Origin of the sequence: Clostridium algoriphilum, from assembly GCF_020443705.1 — a bacterium.
In the GTDB taxonomy this organism is placed as follows: domain Bacteria; phylum Bacillota; class Clostridia; order Clostridiales; family Clostridiaceae; genus Clostridium_AD; species Clostridium_AD algoriphilum.
On record NZ_JAIZZK010000010.1, the window covers coordinates 74,822 to 98,940 of the forward strand.

24 protein-coding genes, 5 tRNA genes, 1 pseudogene, 1 riboswitch and 1 other annotated feature are annotated in these 24,119 nt (G+C 31.5%); of the genes and pseudogenes, 24 read left to right on the plus strand and 6 right to left on the minus strand.

What is annotated here, in order from left to right:
- Positions 1–26: 26 nt before the first annotated feature.
- A riboswitch (SAM riboswitch) is annotated at positions 27–134 on the plus strand.
- Between the two features lie 90 nt (positions 135–224).
- The 6 genes from LGK95_RS09560 to LGK95_RS09585 all read left to right on the plus strand — a co-directional run bounded on the left by LGK95_RS09560 (position 225) and on the right by LGK95_RS09585 (position 7,449).
- Positions 225–1,892, plus strand: coding sequence for a peptide ABC transporter substrate-binding protein (locus LGK95_RS09560; protein ID WP_226124435.1), 1,668 nt, complete (start codon positions 225–227; stop codon positions 1,890–1,892).
- A gap of 83 nt (positions 1,893–1,975) precedes the next feature.
- Complete coding sequence (locus LGK95_RS09565) at positions 1,976–2,926, plus strand: ABC transporter permease (RefSeq protein WP_226124437.1); 951 nt, start codon at positions 1,976–1,978, stop codon at positions 2,924–2,926.
- A gap of 11 nt (positions 2,927–2,937) precedes the next feature.
- Entirely contained in the window at positions 2,938–3,855 is a 918-nt protein-coding gene (locus tag LGK95_RS09570) for an ABC transporter permease (RefSeq protein ID WP_226124439.1), read from the plus strand.
- A gap of 12 nt (positions 3,856–3,867) precedes the next feature.
- Positions 3,868–4,887, plus strand: a complete 1,020-nt coding sequence (locus LGK95_RS09575; RefSeq protein WP_226124441.1) for an ABC transporter ATP-binding protein — start codon at positions 3,868–3,870, stop codon at positions 4,885–4,887.
- A complete protein-coding gene (locus LGK95_RS09580) occupies positions 4,887–5,855 on the plus strand; it encodes an ABC transporter ATP-binding protein (protein ID WP_226124443.1) in 969 nt (322 codons plus the stop codon). Before LGK95_RS09575 ends, LGK95_RS09580 begins: the two co-directional genes overlap by 1 nt.
- Positions 5,856–6,096: 241 nt before the next feature.
- Positions 6,097–7,449, plus strand: coding sequence for a bifunctional folylpolyglutamate synthase/dihydrofolate synthase (locus tag LGK95_RS09585; protein ID WP_226124445.1), 1,353 nt, complete (start codon positions 6,097–6,099; stop codon positions 7,447–7,449).
- 80 nt (positions 7,450–7,529) lie between these two features.
- Here LGK95_RS09585 and LGK95_RS09590 read toward each other — a convergent pair whose 3' ends face one another.
- On the minus strand, positions 7,530–7,778 hold the full coding sequence (locus LGK95_RS09590; RefSeq protein ID WP_226124447.1) for a TIGR03905 family TSCPD domain-containing protein: 249 nt from the start codon (positions 7,776–7,778) through the stop codon (positions 7,530–7,532).
- 148 nt (positions 7,779–7,926) lie between these two features.
- Here LGK95_RS09590 and LGK95_RS09595 point away from each other — a divergent pair, with 148 nt between their 5' ends.
- Complete coding sequence (locus LGK95_RS09595; RefSeq protein ID WP_226124449.1) at positions 7,927–8,814, plus strand: YncE family protein; 888 nt, start codon at positions 7,927–7,929, stop codon at positions 8,812–8,814.
- A gap of 15 nt (positions 8,815–8,829) precedes the next feature.
- Here the strand turns inward: LGK95_RS09595 and LGK95_RS09600 are convergent, their stop codons facing one another.
- Positions 8,830–9,357, minus strand: a complete 528-nt coding sequence (locus LGK95_RS09600) for a DUF4364 family protein (RefSeq protein ID WP_226124451.1) — start codon at positions 9,355–9,357, stop codon at positions 8,830–8,832.
- 278 nt (positions 9,358–9,635) lie between these two features.
- On the opposite strand from LGK95_RS09600, the gene pdaB reads away from it, so the two are divergent.
- Entirely contained in the window at positions 9,636–10,385 is a 750-nt protein-coding gene (pdaB, locus tag LGK95_RS09605) for a polysaccharide deacetylase family sporulation protein PdaB (protein WP_226124453.1), read from the plus strand.
- 180 nt (positions 10,386–10,565) lie between these two features.
- Positions 10,566–11,258: a single-stranded DNA-binding protein gene (locus LGK95_RS09610; RefSeq protein ID WP_226124455.1), complete on the plus strand. Its 693-nt coding sequence runs from the start codon at positions 10,566–10,568 to the stop codon at positions 11,256–11,258.
- 85 nt (positions 11,259–11,343) lie between these two features.
- Here the strand turns inward: LGK95_RS09610 and dapD are convergent, their stop codons facing one another.
- Positions 11,344–12,054 carry a 2,3,4,5-tetrahydropyridine-2,6-dicarboxylate N-acetyltransferase gene (gene dapD / locus LGK95_RS09615; RefSeq protein ID WP_226124457.1) on the minus strand — a complete coding sequence of 237 codons (711 nt, stop codon included), beginning with the start codon at positions 12,052–12,054 and terminating at the stop codon, positions 11,344–11,346.
- 321 nt (positions 12,055–12,375) lie between these two features.
- Between dapD and LGK95_RS09620 the strand changes: the two genes are divergently transcribed.
- Positions 12,376–13,521, plus strand: a complete 1,146-nt coding sequence (locus tag LGK95_RS09620) for a pyridoxal phosphate-dependent aminotransferase (RefSeq protein WP_226124459.1) — start codon at positions 12,376–12,378, stop codon at positions 13,519–13,521.
- A gap of 152 nt (positions 13,522–13,673) precedes the next feature.
- Here the strand turns inward: LGK95_RS09620 and dapB are convergent, their stop codons facing one another.
- Complete coding sequence (dapB, locus tag LGK95_RS09625; RefSeq protein WP_226124461.1) at positions 13,674–14,429, minus strand: 4-hydroxy-tetrahydrodipicolinate reductase; 756 nt, start codon at positions 14,427–14,429, stop codon at positions 13,674–13,676.
- Positions 14,429–15,322, minus strand: coding sequence for a 4-hydroxy-tetrahydrodipicolinate synthase (gene dapA, locus LGK95_RS09630; protein ID WP_226124463.1), 894 nt, complete (start codon positions 15,320–15,322; stop codon positions 14,429–14,431). The genes dapB and dapA overlap by 1 nt, the downstream gene beginning before the upstream one ends.
- 443 nt (positions 15,323–15,765) lie before the next feature.
- On the opposite strand from dapA, the gene LGK95_RS09635 reads away from it, so the two are divergent.
- The 8 genes from LGK95_RS09635 (at position 15,766) to LGK95_RS09670 (ending at position 18,570) form a co-directional block, all read left to right on the plus strand.
- Entirely contained in the window at positions 15,766–16,005 is a 240-nt protein-coding gene (locus LGK95_RS09635; protein WP_226124465.1) for a small, acid-soluble spore protein, alpha/beta type, read from the plus strand.
- A 126-nt stretch (positions 16,006–16,131) separates the two neighbouring features.
- Positions 16,132–16,869 carry a class I SAM-dependent DNA methyltransferase gene (locus LGK95_RS09640; protein ID WP_226124467.1) on the plus strand — a complete coding sequence of 246 codons (738 nt, stop codon included), beginning with the start codon at positions 16,132–16,134 and terminating at the stop codon, positions 16,867–16,869.
- 59 nt (positions 16,870–16,928) lie between these two features.
- Positions 16,929–17,810, plus strand: coding sequence for an Hsp33 family molecular chaperone HslO (gene hslO, locus LGK95_RS09645; RefSeq protein WP_226124469.1), 882 nt, complete (start codon positions 16,929–16,931; stop codon positions 17,808–17,810).
- A 317-nt stretch (positions 17,811–18,127) separates the two neighbouring features.
- Positions 18,128–18,203: transfer RNA gene (locus LGK95_RS09650), tRNA-Val, on the plus strand.
- 5 nt (positions 18,204–18,208) lie between these two features.
- Positions 18,209–18,285: transfer RNA gene (locus tag LGK95_RS09655), tRNA-Asp, on the plus strand.
- Between the two features lie 48 nt (positions 18,286–18,333).
- Positions 18,334–18,409, plus strand: a tRNA-Phe gene (locus LGK95_RS09660).
- 5 nt (positions 18,410–18,414) lie between these two features.
- Positions 18,415–18,489: transfer RNA gene (locus LGK95_RS09665), tRNA-Gly, on the plus strand.
- Between the two features lie 6 nt (positions 18,490–18,495).
- Positions 18,496–18,570 (plus strand) — tRNA-Cys (locus LGK95_RS09670).
- Positions 18,571–18,741: 171 nt separating this feature from the next.
- Here LGK95_RS09670 and LGK95_RS09675 read toward each other — a convergent pair.
- A complete protein-coding gene (locus LGK95_RS09675; protein ID WP_226124471.1) occupies positions 18,742–19,437 on the minus strand; it encodes a DUF6873 family GME fold protein in 696 nt (231 codons plus the stop codon).
- 142 nt (positions 19,438–19,579) lie between these two features.
- Between LGK95_RS09675 and ytxC the strand changes: the two genes are divergently transcribed.
- The 6 genes and pseudogenes from ytxC to LGK95_RS09705 all read left to right on the plus strand — a co-directional run bounded on the left by ytxC (position 19,580) and on the right by LGK95_RS09705 (position 24,108).
- Positions 19,580–20,485 carry a putative sporulation protein YtxC gene (gene ytxC / locus LGK95_RS09680; protein WP_226124473.1) on the plus strand — a complete coding sequence of 302 codons (906 nt, stop codon included), beginning with the start codon at positions 19,580–19,582 and terminating at the stop codon, positions 20,483–20,485.
- Positions 20,486–20,673: 188 nt separating this feature from the next.
- Positions 20,674–20,785 (plus strand) — a sequence feature (ribosomal protein L20 leader region).
- Positions 20,786–20,816: 31 nt separating this feature from the next.
- Positions 20,817–21,344 carry a translation initiation factor IF-3 gene (gene infC / locus LGK95_RS09685; protein ID WP_226124475.1) on the plus strand — a complete coding sequence of 176 codons (528 nt, stop codon included), beginning with the start codon at positions 20,817–20,819 and terminating at the stop codon, positions 21,342–21,344.
- 20 nt (positions 21,345–21,364) lie between these two features.
- The gene (rpmI, locus tag LGK95_RS09690; RefSeq protein ID WP_165414228.1) at positions 21,365–21,562 is read left to right on the plus strand and encodes a 50S ribosomal protein L35; all 198 of its coding nucleotides are present in this window, start codon (positions 21,365–21,367) and stop codon (positions 21,560–21,562) included.
- Positions 21,563–21,589: 27 nt separating this feature from the next.
- Entirely contained in the window at positions 21,590–21,949 is a 360-nt protein-coding gene (rplT, locus tag LGK95_RS09695) for a 50S ribosomal protein L20 (RefSeq protein WP_226124477.1), read from the plus strand.
- A gap of 130 nt (positions 21,950–22,079) precedes the next feature.
- Positions 22,080–23,437 (plus strand): annotated as a pseudogene (locus LGK95_RS09700) (TrkH family potassium uptake protein).
- Positions 23,438–23,448: 11 nt separating this feature from the next.
- Positions 23,449–24,108 (plus strand): potassium channel family protein, encoded by a 660-nt coding sequence (locus LGK95_RS09705; RefSeq protein WP_226124479.1) that lies wholly within the window; start codon positions 23,449–23,451, stop codon positions 24,106–24,108.
- The last annotated feature ends 11 nt before the right edge of the window (positions 24,109–24,119 follow it).

The following is a 24,119-nucleotide window of genomic DNA, read 5'->3' on the forward strand; positions in this document are numbered from 1 at the left end:
TTACAAAATTAAATCAATTAATCAACTTCTTATCCAGAGTGGCAGAGGGACTGGCCCTATGAAGCCCGACAACCAGCATTCATATATTAATGCAATGGTGTTAATTCCGGTAGGTTCTACTTAGAAGATGAGAAGCTAAATTTGGTAAAATCCTTCTTTAGCTTTTTAAAGAGGGATTTTTTATTTAATTAGAGTAATAGTTTAGTAATTAGGGGGGACTATTAATGAAAAGCAAGAAAATTATTTCAGCAGTTATTGTAGCATTAGTGTTAAGTGTTGCGCTTGTGGGTTGCGGAGGCAAAAGTGATGATAGTGCAAGTACTACAAAATCTAAATATGATGCTGATCAAACTGCTAACATACTTGGTTACGATTACACATCACTTGATCCTGCAGTAGTTAGTGATATGGAATCATTTACTACACTTACAAATGTTGAAGAAGGACTTATGAGAGAAGTGTCAAAGGATGGTAAGACTATAACTGTTCTTGCTGGGGCTGACAAGATGACAACTAATGCTGACCATACAGTATACACATTCCATATTAGAGCTAGTAAGTGGTCAGATGGAAAGGCAGTTAGGGCTCAAGATTATGTCTACGGATGGCAAAGACTCGCTAATCCAAAAGTAAGTCAGGATTACCTTGGATTTCTTAATGAAATGGGAGTTAAGGGAGCAACTGATACAGGAGTAGCTAAACCAAGTGATTTAGGAGTTAGGGCAATTGATGATAATACTTTTGAGGTTACGCTCAATGCACCAAGTGCTTATTTTGAAAGTACATTAAACTTTAAAGGATTAGTTCCACAAAGAGAAGATATAGTGAAAAAATTAGGAGATCAATATGGTCAAGATTTCAAGGGAATGGTTTATAACGGACCATTTGTAGTTTCAGATCATACAAAGAGTGCTAAGGTTGTATATACGAAAAATGATAAATATTGGGATGCAGCTAATGTAAAGCTTAAAACTGTAAATGCACAGATAATAGACGAGCCAGCTACTTTCAATAAGATGTTTAGTGCTCAAGAACTTGATATGATTAGGGGGACTACTGAGTACCTTGCACCATTACAAAAGCAAGCAAAAGCAGGAGACATATCATACTTTAAGGGTTATGATCCATCAGTATACTACTATATTTTTAATAATAAGACTAAAGCATTATCAAATGCTAAGGTAAGAAAAGCTCTATCACTTGCATACGATAGACAAGTACAAATAAATACAGTATTCAAACAACATTATGTTGCTAAGGGACTCATTCCAAATAAGATAATGCTTGGTAAAACTGAATACAGAACAGCGGTACCAGAACCATTAAAAACAGTTAAAGATGATCCAAAGAAACTTTTATCTGAAGGATTAAAAGAATTAGGTTTAAATTCAGATCCATCAAAAATCACTTTAAAGTTATTAATGGCTAAAGCAACTTCAATTACAACAGCTCAAGCTCAGTTTATTCAAGCTCAATATAAGAAAAATCTTGGAATAAATGTTTCAATAACTTATTCAGTGGATGCTCCTTCTTATTTTAAAGCTAGAACAAATGGTGAATTTGATATTTGTGCTGGTGGTTGGGGTGCTGATTATAATGACGTTATTTCTTTCTTTAATTTATTTACAACGACTAACGGAAATAACAATGGTAAATATAGTAATGCAAAATATGATGCTTTAATTGCAGAAGGAAAAACAGAACTAGATGCTACAAAGAGATTAGCTATATTTAAAGAAGCGGAAGATATTCTTGTAGCTAAAGACGCTGGAGTTTCTCCATATTACTACAAAGAGATAGATTCATTTACTCAGAATTATTTAAAGGGAATGTATGTACCAATATTTGGTGGATATTATGATCTTAAAACTGCATACGTTTCAGGTAAATAGAATTACTAAAATTTAATTAAACACTGCAACAGAGCTAATAATGCTTTGTTGCAGTAATTTTATGATAGGAGGATAAAAAACGTATGCCTAAATATATATTAAAAAGGATTGGCTACATGATCATTACACTTTGGGTTGTTGCTACTATTACTTTTGTGCTTATAAATGCTATACCAGGAGATCCAATTTCGGCTTCAGCTGGAAAAGTTCTTGACAAAAAGGTAGCTGCAGAAATAATGAAAAAATATCAGTTAGATCAACCAGAGTATGTAAGATACGGTACATATATTAAAGATTTAGTAAGAGGAGACCTAGGGGTTTCAATACATTACCCAGGTCAAAGGGTAAATGATATTATTGCTAAAGAGTTCCCAGTTTCATTAAGATTAGCGTTACAAGCAGTAACAATAGGAATAGTTTTTGGAATAGTTTTAGGTATTATTGCGGCTTTTAAGAGAAATACATGGGTGGATTATACCGTCATCTTCATTGCACTCATAGGGGTTTGCGTTCCTGGTTTTGTTTTAGCAATTCTTCTACAATATGGCCTAGGAGCAAAATTTGGTTTAAAAATAGCAGGATGGTCTGCAAACAGTCTGTTCGATATATATAGATATTCATTATTGCCGTCGATTGCACTAGCTATGGCTGGACTCGCATCAAATGCAAGGTTTATGAGGACTTCTGTGCTTGAAGTAATTAATCAAGATTATGTCTTGACTGCAAAGTCAAAAGGTGTTGGCAAAGTTTCTTTAGTATGGAAACATATTATAAGAAACGCTATACTACCAGTAGTTACAATGATAGGACCTAGAATAGCGTATGTAATCACTGGTTCCTTAGTTGTAGAAAGTATATTCAGTGTACCGGGATTAGGTAGGGAATTGGTTTCCGCGATTTCTAATAGAGATTATACTGTAGTTATGTCTCTAACTGTGTTTTTTGCTTTCTTGTACATAGTTTCTTTACTTATTGTAGACATAGTTTACGTTTTAGTTGATCCTAGAATTAAATTGACTCAAAGGAAAGGGTAAGGAGATTAGGTATGAAAAAATATAGCAAAGATTTATTTAAAATTATAGGATATTCGAAGTCGAATTTAGATGTAATGGTAAGGCCTAACGTAAGTTATTGGCAAGATGCATGGAGAAGACTTAAGAAAAATAAGGTTGCTATGGTTTCCATGGTAATTCTAATAGTAATAATTGTTATGTCTATAATAGGACCGATGCTTGCCTCTGTTAATTATCAAGAGCAAAATTATGATATTTTAGATAAAACTCCAATGGCTAAACATTGGTTCGGAACTGACAACTTAGGAAGAGACTTATTTGGAAGACTTTGGATGGGCGCAAGAGTATCTTTAAGAATTGGTTTTGTAGGTACTTTAATTGAACTTTTGGTTGGCTGTGTATATGGTGGTATATGTGGATATTTTGGTGGTATGGTAGATACAATACTTATGAGAATAGTTGAAGTAATTGTAAGTGTACCCTACCTCATTGTTGTTATTCTATTGTTACTAGTGTTACCAAAAGGAGAGATGACAATTATTATTGCACTTTGTATAACTGGATGGACGGGCATAGCTAGGCTTATTAGAGGACAAGTTATGCAGCTTAAAGAATCGGAATATGTATTAGCTGCAAAAGCATTAGGTGCTAGTCCAACCAGAATTATTGCAAAGCATTTAATTCCTAATACCATTGGAATTATACTTGTTTATATGTCTATGGATATACCAGCTTTTATTTTTGATGAAGCATTTTTGAGCTTTCTTGGGCTTGGAATTCAATCTCCTAAGACTAGTTGGGGAGCTTTAATTTTTGATGGACAAAGTCAGATGATGTTCCATCCTCATGAATTTATATTTCCAGCAATAGCAATAAGTATAACAATGTTAGCATTTAATTTACTTGGCGATGGTTTGAGAGATGCTCTTGATCCAAAACTTAGACAGTAGGGAGGTGTTTATATGTCAAAGTTGCTTGAAGTTAAAAATTTACATGTTTCGTATCATACATATGCTGGAGAAGTTCAATCAGTAAGGGGTATAAGCTTCGAAGTAAATGAAGGTGAAACTCTTGCAATAGTTGGTGAATCTGGTTGTGGAAAAACAGTAACAGCAAAATCTCTTATGAGGTTAATACAAACTCCACCTGGTGAGATTAAAAAGGGATCCGAGATATTATATAAAGGTAATGATATTTTAAAAATGAATCAACAAGAATTAAGGCATTTTAGGGGTGCTGAAATCAGTATGATTTTCCAAGATCCTATGACTTCTTTAAACCCTACTATGACTATTGGAAAGCAGATAGCAGAAAGCTTAATTATCCATAGGAATATGAAAAAGAAAGAAGCTATGAATGAAGCTATAAAGATGTTAAAACTTGTTAATATCCCTAATGCAGATAGAAGAGTAAAACAATATCCACATGAATTTTCAGGCGGAATGAGGCAGCGGGCGATGATTGCTATTGCCCTTGCATGTATTCCTAAAATCCTTGTGGCAGATGAACCTACAACAGCACTCGATGTTACAATTCAAGCTCAAATAATGGACCTTATAAAGGATCTTCAAAATAAACTTGGCACAGCTGTTGTCTTAATTACACATGACCTTGGAGTAGTTGCAGATGTTGCAGATAGAATACAAGTTATGTATGCTGGTAAGATAATTGAGCGAGGGAATACGGATGAAATATTTTATAATCCTAAACATCCATATACATGGGCGCTTCTTCAATCAGTTCCTAGATTGGAAACTGGTCATAAAGATAGTTTATATTCTATTAAGGGAACTCCACCAGATTTGGTAAAACCACCAGTGGGTTGTCCATTTGCTTCAAGATGTGAATATGCTATGGAAATATGTAAACAAGAAATGCCAGAAGCTACTATAATTACGAAGACCCATGAAGCTTTATGTTGGTTACAACATCCGAATGCACCTAAAGTAGAGGTGCCTTTTGGAATCGGGGGTGCAAATTAATGGTTGAAAATGAAACTGAAGATTTAATTGTAGTAAAAAACTTAAAAAAATATTTTCAAGTTGGAAAAAATGAAACGCTTAAAGCTGTTGATGATGTTTCCTTTACAATTAAAAAGGGAGAAACATTAGGGCTTGTTGGTGAGTCAGGTTGTGGTAAGACTACCTGCGGAAGAACTGTAATGGGCTTATACCCAGCTACTGATGGAGAAGTACTCTTTAATGGCGTGGACATTCATAGATTAAAAGGAAAATCAAAACGTGACTTTTGTAGGCAGGCACAAATAATATTTCAAGATCCCTATGCATCATTAAACCCTAGAATGACCGTTGGAGATATTGTAGGGGAAGGTATAGATATACATAAACTCTATACAGGGCAGAAAAAAGCAGAAAAGATTCAGGAAGTACTTCAAATGGTAGGGTTAAATAAAGAGCACGCATCTAGGTTTCCACATGAATTTTCAGGTGGTCAGAGGCAAAGAATAGGCATAGCAAGAGCGCTTGCTATAGAACCTAAATTTATTGTTTGCGACGAACCTATATCTGCTTTGGATGTTTCTATTCAAGCACAAGTAGTTAATTTATTAATAAAACTTCAAAAGGAACTTGGACTTACCTATTTATTTATAGCACATGACTTATCTATGGTTAAGCACATATCAGATAGAGTTGGTGTAATGTATTTAGGAAAGCTTGTAGAACTTGCACCAAGTGGAATTTTATATGAAAATCCATTACATCCTTATACTCAGGCATTATTATCTTCAATTCCTATTGCGGATCCTATTCAATCTAAAAGTAAAAGTAGGATAATGCTAGAGGGAGAAGTGCCAAGTCCAATAAATACTAAACCTGGTTGTGGATTTGTTCAAAGATGTAAATATGCTATGGACTGTTGCTCAGGTGAAACACCAGAGCTAAAAGAAATAAAACCAGGACATTTTGTAGCTTGTCATTTAATAAAGTAATTAAATAGGTAATGAATGTAGAGTGTTTTGAAAACAAAAGGGGACGGTTAACAACTAATTGGGGAATTAGTTGTTAACCGTCCCCTACCTTTTAGTAACACTTAAATATTTTTATTAACTGTAATTAGCTTTAATTATAAGAAAGACTTGTTAACTGTCCCTAAGTTGGTATAGACTTTAGTAAGTGGAAGTTAAAAGTTATTAATCGTACCCAATCACTTATTTGAAAGGAAGGATAAGCATGAATTATAATGAGGCTATAGATTATATAAAAAATACAGCAAAGTTTGGTAGCAAACTTGGGCTTGAGAGAACTGAAAAAATATTAGAACTTTTAGGAAATCCTCATAAAAAAGTAAAATGTATACATATTGCAGGAACTAATGGAAAAGGGTCTACTACTGCTATGGTCACTACAATCTTGGTGCAAGCAGGATACAAGGTAGGTTCATATATTTCTCCATTTATTGAAGAGTTTGAAGAAAGGATACAAATAAATAATAGGAATATATCTAAAGGGGATTTAAGTGATATTGTAACAGAGGTTTCAAAAGCTGTAGAAAAGGTAGTAGAACTTGGGCACGGTAATCCAACAGAATTTGAAATTATTACTTGTGCCGGTTTTCTATATTTTTATAAGAGTAATGTAGATTTTGCAGTAGTTGAAGTAGGAATTGGGGGCAGGCTCGACTCAACAAATGTAATAACACCTATTTTAAGTATTATTGCATCTATCAGTTTGGATCATACCCTAATACTTGGGGATACTATGGAGAAGATTGCTTATGAGAAAGCGGGTATTATTAAGAATAGAATTCCTGTAGTTATATTTCCACAACAAAAACAAAGTGAAAAAGTAATAGAGGAAATATGCATGGAAAGAAAATGTAAATTAATAAAGGTAAGACAAGATTCAGTTGTATATTTAGGAAAGAAAAATCTAAAATATGTTTTACCTATTTTAGATGAAAAAGAAAAATACACTAGCGATATATTGATAACTCAACAGATAGAAATTGATACAATAAATAATGACTATAATATTAATTTGTCACTTTTAGGCAAACACCAATTGCTAAACTGCTCCGTAGCGGTACATGCTATAGAGGAGCTTATGGGGCAAGGAGTCAAAGTTAATAAAAATGATATAATAACAGGGCTTGGCATAGTAAAGTGGCCTGCGAGGCTTGAGGTAATGAATAAAAAGCCTTTGGTTGTTATTGATGGAGCACATAATATTGACGGCATTGAAAACCTCACTCAAAGTATTGACATGTATTTTGACTATAATAAGATTATATTAATACTAGGAATACTTGCAGATAAACAAGTGGAAGAAATGATAGCAACTATAGTTCCAAAGGTAAGTAGAGTTATTACCGTTACACCACACAGTGAACGTGCAGAACTATCAAAAGAATTAAAAGCCCAAGTAGAAAAATATACTACAAAATGTGAAGCTATTGAAGATTATGAAGAGGCTTATAAAAAAGCTTTAAGCTACTGTAGTGATAAGGATTTGTTATTGGTGTCGGGTTCCCTATACATGGTGGGCGACATGAGAAGAATAATAAGAAATGTCCATTGTCACTAACAATATTAAAAAAATGCAAGCCACATATGATTATATGTGGCTTGCATTTTTTTTATGTACATTAATTTCATGTACATGAATTAATCATTTATAACTAACTCTTCAAGTGCTAAAGCAAACTGGTCAGGGCATGAAGTGCTTTTATCTCCACAGCGGATACCCTTAAGTTTTTTTATAGCAGCCTTAACTTCCATTCCTTTTACGAGTGTCGCAATCCCAAATAAATTCCCTGGACATCCTCCTGTAAAAACGACCTCTGTTATTTTATTGTCAACAACTTCAAAAGTTATTTTTTTTGAACAAACCTCTTTTGGTTCATAACTGTACATAATTTTTTCCTCCGCGTTTCACAATTTTAGTATTTACATTAGTTATTATATACTATTGAGTATCTACATTTCAAGAATTAATTTTTATAAAACATTGTTAGCATATTGTTGGTATTTTCATATTATGGTTATGAGGAGGTGAGGAAATTTGAGAAATTTATATGTATGTAGTACTTCAGCAGATTGCATATCAAAGGTTAACTTAAGTTTGTTTATAGAAGATAATAAAATATATTTGAATAATAAAGATCTCAAAAGAATTGGTCCTCATGGTATATATGTTTATAAAGATAAACTATTAACTGCTAATAGTTATGATAACAGTATTTCTATGGTTGATAGTAATAGTTATGAAACAGAAAGTTATTTTATAGGTATGCATTGTAATGATTTATCGGTTTATCATGATAAAGCTTATGTTATTTGTGGGGATTCTGATGATATAATAGTTTTTGATTTAGGGAAAAAAAATATTGTAGAAGCGATTCCCTGTGGTAATTCACCACATAGTATTCATATTTGTAAAAAAAGTAATCTTGTTGTAGTAGCCAATATGAATAGTGATAGTATAACAATAGTAGATTGTGCACGTAATGGAAACACAAAAAACATTAGAGTAGGTGCATATCCTACTAAAGCTGTAATTACTCCAGATGGAAATTATATTTTAGTTTGCGAGAGTAATATAGGTATGGATAACAAGGGTAGTATTAGCATAATTTCATTAAAAAACTATGACGTAATATACAAGATACCTGTTGGCAATTCACCGGTGGACATATATTGTAATGGAAGATATTGCTATGTTTCAAACTTTGGAGAAGGTACGGTAAGTATGCTAGACATAAATAATTATAAAGAAGTTAAAAAAATTGAAGTTGGAGGTATGCCTAGAGGAATACTAGAAGATGAAAAATATTTGTATGTAGGTGATAATTATAATAATTTGCTCTTTAGAATTGACAAAATCACTGAAAATAAAAAAGCCATATCTATTGGCAGGGAGCCCACAGGAATGACTTTTCTAGATGACTAATCCGTTATATGAAGATTAGTCGTCTATTAGTAGATTTATTATTTTAGCATAAAGTTCAGAAGGTTTATTTCTCCATTTAGTGCATAAATTCCGTGCTTGCTTGTTGGATGTTACACTAAGTTTAATATCTATAAGTGTAAAGCTATCTTCAGAAGCAGTTAGGTTAACTAAATAATTATTATTGTTTTCAATTGTATAGTCAGCAATAACTGTTAGTTCTTTTTTTATATTTTCAAGATGAGCTTTTAAATAGCTATCAATAAGTGTTATCTTATTATCAGAAATTCTTCCTTTAAATAAGGATAGAACATTATCACCCTTTTGTGTAATAACTAATCTATGTTTACCTTTCTGCTCAGTACGTTTAAGTAGGTTAGATGCAATTAGTTCAGTGATATATTGTTGCAATGTGAAGTAATTTATAAAATTATTTTCAAGAATAATTTGTGTTATTTGGATATTGGAAATAGGGAGCTTTATTTTATAGAATATATAAAGTAAAAGAAGCTTATTTTCAGCTAAATCTAAAGCATCTTCAAACATATCTGTTCCTCCTTGTAGTTCACTTAATCCAAAACAATAATGAACTGTTTTGTTTCATGTAAAATTAACTATAAACATTATAACATAAAAAGCACCAAAATTAATCGGTGCTTTTAATTTATAATAATTTGCCTTAATTATTATTAGATTGTAATCGAATTATACATATATATTAGTTTTTAGAATAAATTTAAAGTATAAATGTACAAGGGGCAACTATTTAATAAATGTTTCTTAGGTACAAAGCAATGTAAGATATAAGGGGGATATAATAAGGCATGAGTTACATAAAAAAAAATATATTTGTATTTTGTGTGATATTCATTGGAATTTCAGCAATTATAGGAGTTTACAATTGGAAAACTAAGGGCACATTTTTAGGTGAACAACGTAAATTACCAATTTACTCTGTAGATATTAAAGAGAAAAAGATTGCGATTTCATTTGATGCAAGTTGGGGTGATGATAGAACAGATGATATATTAAAGACATTAGATAAATATAATGCTAAAGCAACATTCTTTGTAGTGGGAGCATGGATAGACCAATTTCCAGGTATGTTAAAGATAATGCATGAAAAGGGACATGAAATAGGAAATCATTCTAACAAACATCCAATAATGACTACCGTGTCCAAAGAGAAAATAATAAAAGAAATAGACACAACAGATGCTAAAATAATGGCTATAACAGGTCAAGAAACAACACTTTTTAGATGCCCATCTGGAGAGTATAATAATTTAGTAATTGAAACAGTAGCATCTACAAATCATTATTGTATCCAATGGGACGTGGATAGTATAGATTGGAAAGAACAAGGAGCAGAAATCGAGTATAATAGAATAATAAAAAAAACTAAGCCAGGTTCTATACTTTTATTTCATAACGATGCAAAATACACTCCTCAAAATCTAGAGAAAATATTACAATATTTTAAAAATCAAGGTTACCAATTTGTAACAGTATCAGACCTTATATATAAAAATAATTATTATATAGATGAATCAGGAAAACAAATCCAGAAATAAAAATTAAAAGTATTGAAATCTAACAAGCATTTGTATTATAATGGGAATATAAATACTAACAATTATGGAAAAATAAACACAAATGAAATTATCTCAATATTTGGTATATTACAATAGAAAAATGAATACTTATATTCTAAGGAAAGTTAATTAAAAAAACTAAGGGAAAGAGGGATTATGATGGATAATGTTATGTTAAATAATAAGATTTATTTAGAAGGAAAAGTAGTATCTGAATTAAAATTCAGTCATGAAATGTATGGAGAAGGCTTTTATGTGTTTGATTTTGAGGTCTGGAGACTTAGTGAAACAACTGATGTATTAACAATAACAATATCTGAAAGATTAATTGCAGGTATGGATATCAAAACAGGAAATGAGTTTATAGTTGAAGGCCAACTTAGATCTTACAATAAATTTGTTGAGGGATCAAATAGATTAATATTAACTGTATTTGCTAGGGACATTAAGGTATGTGAAGAAAGAAGTAAAAATCCAAATCAAATTTTTTTAGACGGATATATCTGTAAAAGCCCAGTATATAGGACAACTCCTTTTGGAAGAGAGATTGCGGACATGCTTTTAGCAGTTAACAGATTGTATAATAAATCTGATTATATACCTACAATTGCTTGGGGACGAAATTCTAGATTCTGTAAAAGTCTTGAAGTAGGAGATAATATAAGAATTTGGGGTAGACTTCAAAGCAGAGAATATCAAAAAAAATTATCAGACGATGAAGTTATAAAAAAAGTGGCGTATGAAGTGTCTATATCAAAGATGGAGAAAGTTACTAAAGATGGTGAAAACACAGTAGAAGCCAATACACCTACTGATGAAGAGGGAGACTTTCAGGCTTTAGATGCAATATAATATAAATTTTTAAGTTATTATTTTGAATTTTTAAAAGAGCATATATTACCTAAAATGCATTCGCGGTAATATATGCTCTTTTATTTTATTTTCTTAAATCATCAAGTAATTTAGTCTTTTCTTTAGTTTTACTATCTACATTTTTTATTATTTTAGCTGGGGTTCCTGCAACTACAACATTTTCAGGAATATCATTTACAACTACTGATCCTGCTGCAACTATTGAGTTATTTCCAATTCTTACGCCTTCGAGTATTACAGAGTTCGCTCCAATTAGTACATTGTCTCCAATTTCACAAGGACTTTTGCTTGGTGGTTCAAGAACACCTGCTATTACAGCACCTGCGCCTAAATGAACTCTTTTACCAAGTTTTCCACGTGCTCCAACAACAGCATTCATGTCTATCATAGTTTCGTCGCCGATTTCAGCACCTATATTTATTACAGCGCCCATCATTATAACAGCATTTTTACCTATGGTAACTTTATCTCGTATAATTGCACCTGGTTCAATTCTTGCATCGATATTTTTCAAATCTATTAGGGGGATAGCAGAGTTACGTCTGTCTTGTTCAAGTTTGAATTTTCTGATTTTATCTTTATACTTTATTAAGAAATCTGATACCTCGTCACTTTCTCCAAAAAGCATATAGAAATCACCACTACCAAAATTCTCTATACCTCCAAAGTCGCATTTGGATAAGTCTCCATCAATATATAGTTTAATGGGAGTTGCCTTTTTTGCCTCTTTTATGTACCTTGCAATTTCATAAGGATCTGTTAAATCATAGTTCATAATTATTCTCCTTTCGTATTATAAGTATTAAGTCAAGTTATTGTTTTTATGTGTTTAATTTCGATTACACTATAAATATTATTTCCTAAAAAGAATATTTATATCAGTCATTGATCTAATGAATATAGTTTAATTTAAAAATATAATTTTAACATAAAACTATGTACATTGTAAATCATATAACAAAATGTACAGTAATTAAACAAAAATATTGATATTATCTTAGAAAAATTTAAAAAATACTGATTTTTATTCTATTATATAGTAAAATACTTATAATGAAAACACTTGAGAGTAAAAACACTTGAAATGGAGGATGTTATGAATAAGTTATTTTCAAATAATGTAAATAATGTAGAGATTTCTGGAATTAGAAAATTTTTCAATAAGGTTACAAAGGTACAGGGTGCAATTTCACTTACCCTTGGTCAACCAGATTTTCCAGTGCCTAAGAACATTAAAAATGCCATGATTAAAGCTATAAATGAGAATAAAACTGAGTACACAGCTAATGCGGGGATTCCAGAACTTCGAGATGAAATTTCGAAGTTTTTACAAAGCATGGATATAAGATATTTAGCTGATGAAATAACAGTTACTGTAGGTGGAAGTGAAGCGCTTTTATGTATATTTGCAGCATTTTTAAATGCTGGGGATAAGGTGCTAGTGCCAACTCCGGCTTATCCAGCTTATGAGAGCTGCGTTAAGATTTTTGGTGCAGAGGTAGTTAATTATAATCTTAATAAAGATTTTACTATTAATTTTGATTCTATAATTAAACTAATTGATGAGGAGAATCCTAAGCTTATAGTAATGTCACATCCATCCAATCCGACTGGAGCAATATTATCACGCTTTGAGCGAGATAAACTCTTTGAAATCTTAAAAGATAAAGATATTCACATAATAAGTGATGAAATGTATAGTTCATTATGTTATGAAAAATACTATTCTTTAGCTCAAATTGATGAATTAAGAAACAAAGTGATTTTGGTTGGTGGGTTTTCTAAAATGTTTTCAATGACAGGTCTAAGAGTAGGGTATGTTTGCGCAAGCAAATATATTATGGATAGTATAATGAAAGTACATCAGTATAATGTATCCTGTGCCACTTCAATATCTCAATGGGGCGCGTACGAGGGGCTACTTTCTAGCATGAATGATGTGAATAATATGAAAGTGGAGTTTGAGATGCGAAAAGAATACGTATATAAAAGACTAAAACAAATGGGAATGGATACAACACTTCCAAAGGGTGCTTTTTATATATTTCCATCTATAACTAGATTTTCTATGAGTAGTGAAGAATTTTGCAACAGACTGCTACATGAAGGTAAGGTTGCCGTTGTGCCTGGTTCAGCTTTTGGAACGGGAGGAGAAGGTTTCATAAGAATTTCATATTCTTATAGTTTAGAAGTGTTAAAAGAAGGCTTAGACAGAATGGAAAAATGGCTTAAGACATTATAAACATAGCTGAGTAAGCTTAATAAGCATGGAACTTAACACAAACTCAAGATATAACTTAAAAAACAATCTAAAATGCACCCTATAATGTAGAATTCTTATTTCTCTACTTTATAGGGTGCAAATTAATTTATTGAAGAATTTATTGTTTAAGTCTAAATTGACATGTTAACCACATCATCCATAGTATATAGACCCTTATCTTTTCCATATATATATTCGCAGGCTTTTAGGGAACCTATAGCGAAAACATCTCTTGATATTGCAGTATGCTTAATTTCAATGCATTCACCTTTTCCTGCAAATATGACTTCATGATCACCTATAATGTTTCCACCACGCACTGCATGAATACCTATTTCATTAGGTTGTCTTTTACTTAAGCCATCGCGGCCTTTAGTAAAGAATGTTTCGTCGTCGATTGAATCTTTAATTGTATTTGCAAGAAGTAGAGCAGTACCACTAGGAGCATCAACTTTCTGGTTGTGATGTTTTTCTATTATCTCAATATCAAAATCTTTGTAAAGCATATTGCTTATACTCTTAAGTATATTATTAACAATATTTATGCCTATTGACATATTTGCGGAATGAAATACTGGAATCTCTTTGCTAAGAGATTCAATTTTTAATAATTGCGCTGGTGAGTAACCAGTAGTGCAGAATACAATAGGGACATTTTTCTCTTTAGAATACTTACATAAACTATCTAGTGCATCAGGCCTTGAAAAATCTAAAATTACATCTATATCAATTTCACATTCAAGGATACTGTCATAACATGGATAGGTTAAATTAGATGAGTTTCTATCAACACCTGCAACAATTGAAATTGTTGTAGATGCTTTAGCCATTTCAGAAATAACTTTGCCCATTTTTCCATTGCAACCGTTTAATAGCATTTTAATCATTAGAGTTCCTCCTTCAAAGGAATATTATATGCTTTTAGTTCTTTCTTTAGAAGTTGTAAATTATTTTCATCCATTTCACATAAAGGTAGTCTTAAAGAACCGACTTCCATTCCCATAAGATTCATAGCTGTTTTTACAGGTATAGGATTAGTTTCTATAAATACTGCGTTATTAAGAGGAAGATACCCAAGTTGAATCTTTAGAGCAGCTGCATGATCCCCATTTAAATATAACTCACACATATTGTGCATATCTGTAGGAATTATATTTGCGAGAACTGAAATAACACCGAGGCCACCTAAGGATAGTATAGGTATAACTTGGTCGTCATTACCTGAATAGACATCTAAGTTATCTCCGCATAGTGCTTTAATTTGTGCTATTTGACCTATATTACCGCTTGCTTCTTTAATTGCTACAATATTTGGTATTACACATAATTTTAGAAGTGTGCTAGGATTAATATTCATTCCTGTTCTTGAAGGAACGTTATACATTACAATTGGTGTAGTTATACTACTTGCAATTGCTTTGAAATGTTCAACTAATCCTTTTTGAGTAGTTTTATTGTAGTAGGGTGTAATTACAAGTACTCCATCTACTCCTATTTTTTCTGCCCATTTACTCATGCTTATTGCAGCGGCAGTATCGTTACTTCCTGTACCAGCAATTACTGGAATCCTTTTATTAACTAGATCAACTACAAATTTTATAGTCTCTTTTTTTTCTTGATCTGTCATAGTAGAAGCTTCACCTGTAGTACCACACACTACAATAGCATCTGTCTTGCTTTTAATGTGCCATTCTATTAATTCTTCGAGTTTTTTGAAATCGACTCCTCTTTCATTAAACGGGGTGACAATTGCAACACCAGAACCTTTAAAAATACTCAAAAGATTACCTCCTCGTAGTCATCAGAAGAACAATAATTGTTGATTGCTATTCTTCATAGAACTATTTTATTTTTATTACTATATACTTATTAATCGAAATTGATTTTAGTGAAGCATTTCGTCATTTTAATTTATAATAAATTAAAAGAATACATGGATTATCACTAAGATATTTTTAATTACTATACTATATTATATAGCCCTTATGTGCAAATATATATACTTTTTTTAAAATAAATGAAAATCAGCGACATAAATAAGCGACATATATATGAAAGAAAGCATTTACAATATTGTAATTATCAAATAATATGCTAGATACCCTTCAGTTAACTATAACATAATTAAACAAAAGGTAATTATACTTTTTTTAGTAATGTGAATAAAAAAGCTTAAAGGTGTAAAAAATATAATATATTACTATTATAATTGGGAGGTATATCATGGGAAAAACACCTTTAAAAAAGGTTATAAAAGCCAAATTAAAAACAAACAAAGAGTTAACTAAAAATGAAATGCTCAGAGAAGCGTTAAAATATGAAATAGCAGAGGAATTAGGATTAACTGGTAAGATAGATGATTGTGGGTGGAGTGGATTAACAGCAGAAGAAACAGGAAGGATTGGGGGCTTAATGACTAAGAGAAAGAAAATAATTAATCTTCCTAAAAACAAAGACTTTTAAAGATGTTAGTTAAATTACTTTGGACAATATTTGGTGTATAGGTTAGAATATTATATGCCAGTATTGTTTTAAAAGGAGAATTCTTTGGAAAAGAAAAGAAGTCCTTGAATAAGGAGAAATGTTAATATGGACTGTTATAAAGAGTTTGCATGCATATATGATGAATTAATCAATTCTGATATTGATTATAAAACATGGGCATCTAACATACTACGTATTTGCAAAGAATATAACTTAGAGATGGATAGCTATTTAGATTTAGCATGTGGTACAGGAAATCTTACTATAGAAATTGCAAGTCAATTTAATCATGTATGGGCAGTTGATTTATCTAGCGATATGTTAAGTCAAGCAGAGAAAAAAATGAGGGAAGCATCAATAAAATTAAACTTTGTATGCCAAAATATTTGTGAATTGAACTTAAATAATACTTTTAATCTCATTACTTGCTGTTTAGATTCTAGTAACTATATATTAGAAGAAGAAAATTTTGAAAAGTATTTAATGGGTGCATACAATTTATTAAAAGAGGGTGGTTTATTTGTGTTTGACGTTAACTCTTATTATAAATTAACTAATGTGCTCGGTAATAATACTTATAATTATGATAGGGATGATGTGGTCTACATTTGGGAAAATTATATAGAAAATGATGTTGTAGAAATGAATTTAACCTTTTTTGTAAAAGAAGGACAAGTATATAAAAGATTTGATGAGGTTCACTCAGAGAGAGCTTATACTCAAGAATATATAGAAAACATTATTAAAAAAATTGGATTTAAAATGATAAAGAAAATGGATAACTATGAAGATAAAGTGGTAAGTGATCATACTGAGCGAATATGTTATGTGCTAAAGAAGTAAAATATAGGAGAGTATCGATAGTGTTTGCACTATTAAAGATTATATAAGGGGGTTAGTTTATGGATAAATTGGTTAGAGCTACTGCAAAGGAAGGTCAGGTTAGAATAGTTGCAGCTATAACTACAGATTTAGTAAATGAGGGAGCTTTGATGCATTTATGTGCACCTACGGCAGCAGCTGCTTTTGGTAGAATGCTAACAGCGGGTACTCTCATGGGAACCATGCTTAAGTCGAAGCAGGATAGTCTGACACTCCAAATTGACGGTGGTGGAGAAGCGAAAGGAGTGGTAGTAACTGCTCATGCTGATTCGAGTGTAAAAGGATACATAGGAAATCCTAATGTAGATTTGCCTGCTAATAAACAAGGTAAACTTGATGTAGGTGGTGCTATTGGCAAAGATGGTTATGTAAGAATTATAAGAGACATGGGTCTAAAGGAGCCCTATATTGGTCAAGTACCAATTCGCACAGGAGAGATAGGAGATGATCTAGCTTATTACTTTACAGTATCTGAGCAAACACCATCTGCTGTGGGACTAGGAGTGTTAGTAGATACAGACATGAGTATTAAAGCTTCAGGTGGATTTATTATTCAAATGATGCCTGGTGCTGATGAATTTTTGGCTGATACAATAACATATAGGTTAGAAGAGATTCCATCCATAACTGAGTTTATAGAAAAAGGGATGAATATTGAAGAAATTTTAGAATTTATTTTTGAGGATATGCAACTTAAAATACACGAAGAAATAAAGCCCACTTATAAATGTGATTGTTGTAGAGAAAGAGTTGAGAGAGCATTAATAAGCATAGGTAAAAGGGATTTAGAAGAATTATATAATGATAGTAAAACAGAAGAACTTAAATGCCACTTTTGTAACAAAAAATATGAATTTAGTCATGAAGATATTGGTCAATTACTTAAAGAGTCAAAATTGTAATTTAGAATGCAACTTTAGAGCAAAGAAATATTGTTACTATTGTTGCTTCTTTTTATATTATAGTAAAAACAAGGTATATTGTATTTTTGTGAAAATCGTAGGAAAATGAAGTATTCTTAAAATATAGGCACTGGAATATAGAAATACAAAGTAGCATTCACTATATTTACTATTGACAGCTATAGAAAAATCTTATATTATAATAAAGTATTGAGAGACAAGAAAGTAAACATTAAAGTAAAAAAACAGTTACTGCATAAAGTTGTTGACAAGTTTTATGAAATGATGTAGACTATACTAGTCTGATAAAGACATGTGGGAGCATAGCTCAGCTGGGAGAGCATCTGCCTTACAAGCAGAGGGTCACAGGTTCGAACCCTGTTGTTCCCACCACATATGGCTCAGTAGCTCAGTTGGTTAGAGTGCCGCCCTGTCACGGCGGAGGTCGAGGGTCCGAGTCCCTTCTGGGTCGCCATTAAATTTAGTAAGTTTAATAAAATTAGTGAATTTGAAAAATTAGTAAGGCTGGATAGCTCAGTCGGTAGAGCAGAGGACTGAAAATCCTCGTGTCCCTGGTTCGATTCCTGGTCTAGCCACCAATGGTGCGGAAGTGGCTCAGTGGTAGAGCGTCACCTTGCCAAGGTGAACGTCGCGAGTTCGAATCTCGTCTTCCGCTCCAAACTATGGCGCTATAGCCAAGCGGTAAGGTCAAGGTCTGCAAAACCTTTATTCCCCGGTTCAAATCCGGGTGGCGCCTCCAAAGCAGTGAAAAGTAGTTTAAATGTTGATGTTCAGCATTTAGACTGCTTTTTTTTATTTTATAATCAATTCTAAACAATTTTACGACATCTCAGAAGGAAAGTCTCTAAAACAACTTTTATATCACAATAATAAACAAATTTGCATAAGATAATTTGATGATTAGTTTTCACTATAATCTAAAAATACTACCTCTATCAATTAGTTTTCCAGTCCTTAAAAATACAGGTTCTACATTATGTTTTTTTAAAAATTGTAATACTTCTTTACCATACAAATAATAATCTAGGTGACCATAGAAAGCTAAGACGTTATCTTCAATAAGACCTGTTGCGCCACCAATAAAACCGTAATTAAGCCCCGGAAGGAGAATATCCCCAGGTGGGATTAATAAAACATCTATTCTTTCAAGGGATAAGGCTTTTGCGATAGTAACATCACTTGTAATGATTGCATGATCATTTACTATGCAAGTAGAACATTTTGTATAACCTTGATTTACATTTATTAATTTCTTATCTTTTAAAAGGGACAGAAGTTTAGTATCAGTAAAATTAATTGAGTGAACAAATAAATTAGCTATGCTTAATGAATTTAAACATATATCATGAGGATATTTGGTTTTCAAAGTTAAATTCGACTTATAAACTTTATAACTTTGTAGGCCTAATTTATGTATAAATTCATCATCCATATTTTTATGAACAACAATATTATTTCCTGAAATGTGCATTAGCATATCTGGGTGACCCTCCACTGCTTTATATAAAAGGTTACTAGGAGGGCAAATTAATAAGTCAAACCCTCTAGAAATTAAATTTTCTTTTTCTTCACTTGTGATTCTAAAATCAACAATAACATTTTTCATTGTAGTACTCCTATCTTTTTATTATGTTTACCTTATAACACAAAGTTATTATGAATTGCAATATGTCGATTATTGTTTAATCTATTTTGCATATACATTTATATTACACACATACTATCGTCATGAGAAAGGAGTGTGCGAAATGCTTTTATTAACCGTTGTATATAATAGGAGTATGGAATACATTAATGATGAAATTAAAAAAATAAAAAAATGTTTAGAAGATAAAAAAAACATTATAGGTATATCGGAAAGTATATTAGAGGATACGCATTTTATAAAGTTTTTTTGTAGCAATGACAACTTAAGCGAGAGTAGTATCAAAACATTTAATTTGAATGTTGCAAATATGTTATATAAAATAGTAACAACGGAATTTTGTAAAAAAGAAATAAACAACTTTTTAGCTGACACTTATTTTTTTCTTCAATACGATGAAATAAAACAAGTAAAGCCGAAGATACAAGAAGCTTTGCTTAGCGAAGGGTCAATATCTGGTCCTAATATGGTATATTGTATAAATAGGAAAAATAAAATTATTGACAAAATAACTAAATGCATAGAAGAAAACAATGAGATTAACATAAGTGGATTTTTAACATTTAGAACAAAAGAATTGAATGGTGATTTAGAGTGTATAGTTGATAAAGTTGTAGAAGAGTATATGGTAGAAAAAGAATATAATGAGTTTATAAAATTGTTAAAATACTTTGTTGAAGTTCAAGATAGTAAGATAGACGAAGTTAATATTCTAGTTGGAAAAGATGGGAATTATTATTTGAGAGATAAAGATGGGAATGATTTAGTAGAAGATATGATAATGGAATTATCGGATGTTAAATTTGATTCGAAAGAAAGTCAGGAAGAACTTATAATTAGTACAATGATAACAAGTGCTCCTAAAAAAATAATTATACATTGCGTCGAGTATTGCAAAAACAAAGAATTAATTCAAACTATAAGTAAAGTATTTGTAGGTAGAGTTGAATATTGTGATAGTTGTGTTGAATGTGAAAAAATAAAAAATGGAATGGCAATATTAAAATAAATAATCAAGAATTACAAGCTATGATGATTAAGTAATAGTCAATTAAAAGTGAATAATAGCTTTAACAATTAAACAATGCTTTTATAATTAGATAATAAATGTTGACAATTTAATAATAAGCAGGTATACTATTAATTGTTGTGAACGAAAATATAAAAATTAAATTAATATAATAAAATATAATTATTTTTAACAAGAAGAAACAGCCGTTTCTCACCTAACAGCTATGCTAGTCAGGTTATGTAGTAGTTTGAATTTGTTACTATTAGGGACGGCATATGCCGTCCCTTTATTTTTTAACATTACAAAATTATCTAAAAGCACCTAGGAGGTGAAAACTATTAGTAAAAACAAAGATTTCATGATGAATGAGGAAATAAGAGACAGAGAAATAAGAGTTATCGGAGCTGATGGTTCTGCATTAGGTATTTTGAATACAAAAGATGCGTTGAAACTTGCAGAAGAGAAAGACTTAGATTTAGTTATGATGTCGCCTACTGCAAAACCACCAGTTTGCAGAATAATGGACTATGGTAAGTTCGTTTATGAACAACAGAAAAAAGAAAAAGAAGCAAAGAAAAAGCAAAAGGTTGTTAATCTTAAAGAAATAAGATTAAGTGCAACTATAGAAGACCATGACATTGCAATTAAGGCTAGCAATGCTAAAAAATTCTTGTTAGATGAGGATAAGGTAAAGATAACTGTAAGATTTAGAGGAAGAGAAATTGAAAACTCTAAAGTAGGACACAAAATATTAAAATGTTTTGTGGATAAAATCGGTGATGTTTATATTGTTGAAAAACCAGCTAGACAAGAGGGAAGAAATATGATAATGATATTAGCTCCCAAAAAAGCATAACCGAAAGGAGGAATTTTATTATGCCTAAGATGAAAACACATAGAGGCGCAGCAAAAAGATTTAAGAAAACAGGTACAGGTAAATTGAAGAGAGCGAAAGCTTTCACAAGTCATATATTAACAAAAAAGAGTCCCAAAAGAAAAAGAAACCTTAGAAAAACAGCATATGTTTCAACAACACAAATAAAATCAATGAAGAAATTGTTACCATACTTATAATTGAATGGTGATTAGGAGGTATATTAAATGGCTAGAATTAAGCGAGCAGTTAACTCTCGTAAAAACCATAAGAAAGTATTAAAACTTGCAAAAGGCTACTACGGTGGAAGAAGTAAGTTATTTAAGACAGCTAACGAAGCAGTAATAAGAGCGTTAAGAAATGGTTATATCGGAAGAAAAAGAAAGAAAAGAGATTTTAGAACACTTTGGATAGCTAGAATAAATGCAGCTACAAGATTAAATGATCTTTCATATTCAAGATTCATGAATGGTATGAAACTTTCAGGTATAGATATTAACAGAAAGATGCTTTCTGAGATTGCTATAAATGATCCAAAAGCTTTTGCTGAATTAGTAGAAGTTGCAAAAAAACAATTACAAGCATAAGAGTATTACTTTAAAATGTAGCCATTAGGCTGCATTTTTTATTGCATTTTTGACAAAAATATGTAACATGATATAATTAGTAAAACATCACTTATGAAAATTTAAAGGTGTAGAGGTGGCTAATTTGGAATTGAATATTAAAAATTTTAAGAAGAAAAATATATATACTCCTGTTCAGATAATTTCATTAGGGTTTGCTATAGTAATACTTATAGGAGCGATACTTCTGTGTCTACCTATAGCTTCACAAAGTGGTAAAATTACACCTTTTATAGATTGTATATTTACCTCTACATCTGCTGTATGCGTTACGGGACTTGTAACACTGGATACGGGTACATATTGGACTTACTTTGGTAAAACAGTAATAATGTTATTAATAGAAACAGGTGGACTTGGATTTATGTCTTTGGCAACGCTCGTTTTTTTCTTCTTAGGTAAAAGAATAACATTAAAGGAAAGAATGGTAATGCAAGAAGCTATGAATGTAAATTCATTGCAAGGATTAGTTAAGATGGTTAAATATGTATTGATATTTACGTTTTCTGTTGAAGGTGTAGGTGCAGTGTTATTTGCAACACAATTTATTCCCCAATTTGGAGTTGCTAAAGGAATTTATTATAGTGTATTCCATTCAGTTTCTGCTTTTTGTAATGCTGGGTTTGATTTGATGGGGAATTTTAATAGTGTTATTGCTTATGCTAATAATACTGTAGTAATACTTACAATTTCAGCACTAATCGCAATAGGTGGGTTAGGATTTTATGTTTGGGTAGAGATATATAATTGTAAGGGAACTAAAAGGTTGTCACTCCATTCTAGGGTAGTTATATATTCAACAATAATTTTAATTGTTGGAGGAGCAATACTCATGTTTATCTTTGAGATGAATAATCCTTACACTATGCAAGGAATGTCTGTGAAGGGTAAAATATTATCCTCAATATTTGCTTCAGTTTCTCCTAGAACTGCTGGGTTTAATTCTATTCCATTAAACAAAATGACTCCAGCAGGGAATTTCTTAACAATAATTTTGATGTTTATTGGTGGATCTCCAGGTTCAACGGCTGGTGGAATAAAACGGCTACCGCAGTTGTGCTTTTTATGACTGTAATGTCTGTAGTTCGTGGACGCGAGGATACTGAAATATTTAAAAAACGCATAAACAAAGAACTTGTATACAAAGCATTAGTAATAACTGTTCTTGGCCTCGCAATTGTTGTAATAGTTACAATGGTATTATCAATTACAGAGCCACCCAATATTCCTTTTGAATATTTTTTATACGAGGCTACTTCAGCATTTGCTACAGTCGGGTTAACACTCGGATTAACTACAAAATTAACGTTTGTGGGGAAGATAATAATAACCCTTACAATGTATGCAGGGAGAGTAGGACCGCTTACTATAATACTTGCATTGGCTAAAAATAAAAAGAGTAAATCTGGAACTATAAGGTATCCAGAAGATAAAATTTTAATTGGATAGGGGTGGGGTTAATGAGTAAAAGGCAGTTTATTGTTATAGGACTTGGAAGATTTGGAACCTCTGTTGCTGAAACATTATATTCGTTGGGAAATGATGTTTTAGCAGTTGATTCTGACGAAGAGATAGTACAAGAAATTTCAGAAAAAGTAACTCATTCAGTTCAGGTTGATGCAAACGATGAAAATAGCTTAAGGGCTCTTGGTATTCGTAATTTTGATTGTGCAGTTATTAGTATAGGTGCCAATATCCAATCTAGCATACTTGCAACACTTCTAGTCAAAGAACTAGGAGTTAAATATGTAATTACAAAGGCAACTAATGCATTGCATGCTAAGGTATTATATAAAATAGGTGCAGATAGAGTAGTTTTCCCTGAAAGAGATATGGGTGTACGAGTTGCTCATAATTTAGTTTCATCAAACATATTAGATTACATAGAATTATCTCCTGATTATAGTATAGCTGAAGTTGTTAGTCCTGAAGAATGGCATAATAAGACCCTGGGAGAATTAAATATAAGAGCTGAATATGGTATAAATGTAATGGCTATAAAAAGAAACAATGATATTGATGTTTCTCCCTCAGCAGATAACATTGTTGAACCAGGTGATATAATTGTGGCTATAGGCAATATTGAAGAGTTGAATAAGTTGGAGAAATTAGTTAAATAAGGAGACTTAAT

Coding starts and splice junctions, on each gene's coding strand:
- LGK95_RS09640 (WP_226124467.1), top strand. CDS start 16,132: ATGGACTGTTATAAAGAGTTTGCATGCATATATGATGAATTAATCAAT.
- LGK95_RS09560 (WP_226124435.1), top strand. CDS start 225: ATGAAAAGCAAGAAAATTATTTCAGCAGTTATTGTAGCATTAGTGTTA.
- LGK95_RS09580 (WP_226124443.1), top strand. CDS start 4,887: ATGGTTGAAAATGAAACTGAAGATTTAATTGTAGTAAAAAACTTAAAA.
- LGK95_RS09575 (WP_226124441.1), top strand. CDS start 3,868: ATGTCAAAGTTGCTTGAAGTTAAAAATTTACATGTTTCGTATCATACA.
- LGK95_RS09570 (WP_226124439.1), top strand. CDS start 2,938: ATGAAAAAATATAGCAAAGATTTATTTAAAATTATAGGATATTCGAAG.
- LGK95_RS09635 (WP_226124465.1), top strand. CDS start 15,766: ATGGGAAAAACACCTTTAAAAAAGGTTATAAAAGCCAAATTAAAAACA.
- dapB (WP_226124461.1), bottom strand. CDS start 14,429: ATGATTAAAATGCTATTAAACGGTTGCAATGGAAAAATGGGCAAAGTT.
- LGK95_RS09620 (WP_226124459.1), top strand. CDS start 12,376: ATGAATAAGTTATTTTCAAATAATGTAAATAATGTAGAGATTTCTGGA.
- LGK95_RS09675 (WP_226124471.1), bottom strand. CDS start 19,437: ATGAAAAATGTTATTGTTGATTTTAGAATCACAAGTGAAGAAAAAGAA.
- LGK95_RS09705 (WP_226124479.1), top strand. CDS start 23,449: ATGAGTAAAAGGCAGTTTATTGTTATAGGACTTGGAAGATTTGGAACC.
- hslO (WP_226124469.1), top strand. CDS start 16,929: ATGGATAAATTGGTTAGAGCTACTGCAAAGGAAGGTCAGGTTAGAATA.
- rpmI (WP_165414228.1), top strand. CDS start 21,365: ATGCCTAAGATGAAAACACATAGAGGCGCAGCAAAAAGATTTAAGAAA.
- ytxC (WP_226124473.1), top strand. CDS start 19,580: ATGCTTTTATTAACCGTTGTATATAATAGGAGTATGGAATACATTAAT.
- LGK95_RS09610 (WP_226124455.1), top strand. CDS start 10,566: ATGGATAATGTTATGTTAAATAATAAGATTTATTTAGAAGGAAAAGTA.
- rplT (WP_226124477.1), top strand. CDS start 21,590: ATGGCTAGAATTAAGCGAGCAGTTAACTCTCGTAAAAACCATAAGAAA.
- pdaB (WP_226124453.1), top strand. CDS start 9,636: ATGAGTTACATAAAAAAAAATATATTTGTATTTTGTGTGATATTCATT.
- LGK95_RS09590 (WP_226124447.1), bottom strand. CDS start 7,778: ATGTACAGTTATGAACCAAAAGAGGTTTGTTCAAAAAAAATAACTTTT.
- LGK95_RS09600 (WP_226124451.1), bottom strand. CDS start 9,357: ATGTTTGAAGATGCTTTAGATTTAGCTGAAAATAAGCTTCTTTTACTT.
- LGK95_RS09565 (WP_226124437.1), top strand. CDS start 1,976: ATGCCTAAATATATATTAAAAAGGATTGGCTACATGATCATTACACTT.
- LGK95_RS09585 (WP_226124445.1), top strand. CDS start 6,097: ATGAATTATAATGAGGCTATAGATTATATAAAAAATACAGCAAAGTTT.
- dapD (WP_226124457.1), bottom strand. CDS start 12,054: ATGAACTATGATTTAACAGATCCTTATGAAATTGCAAGGTACATAAAA.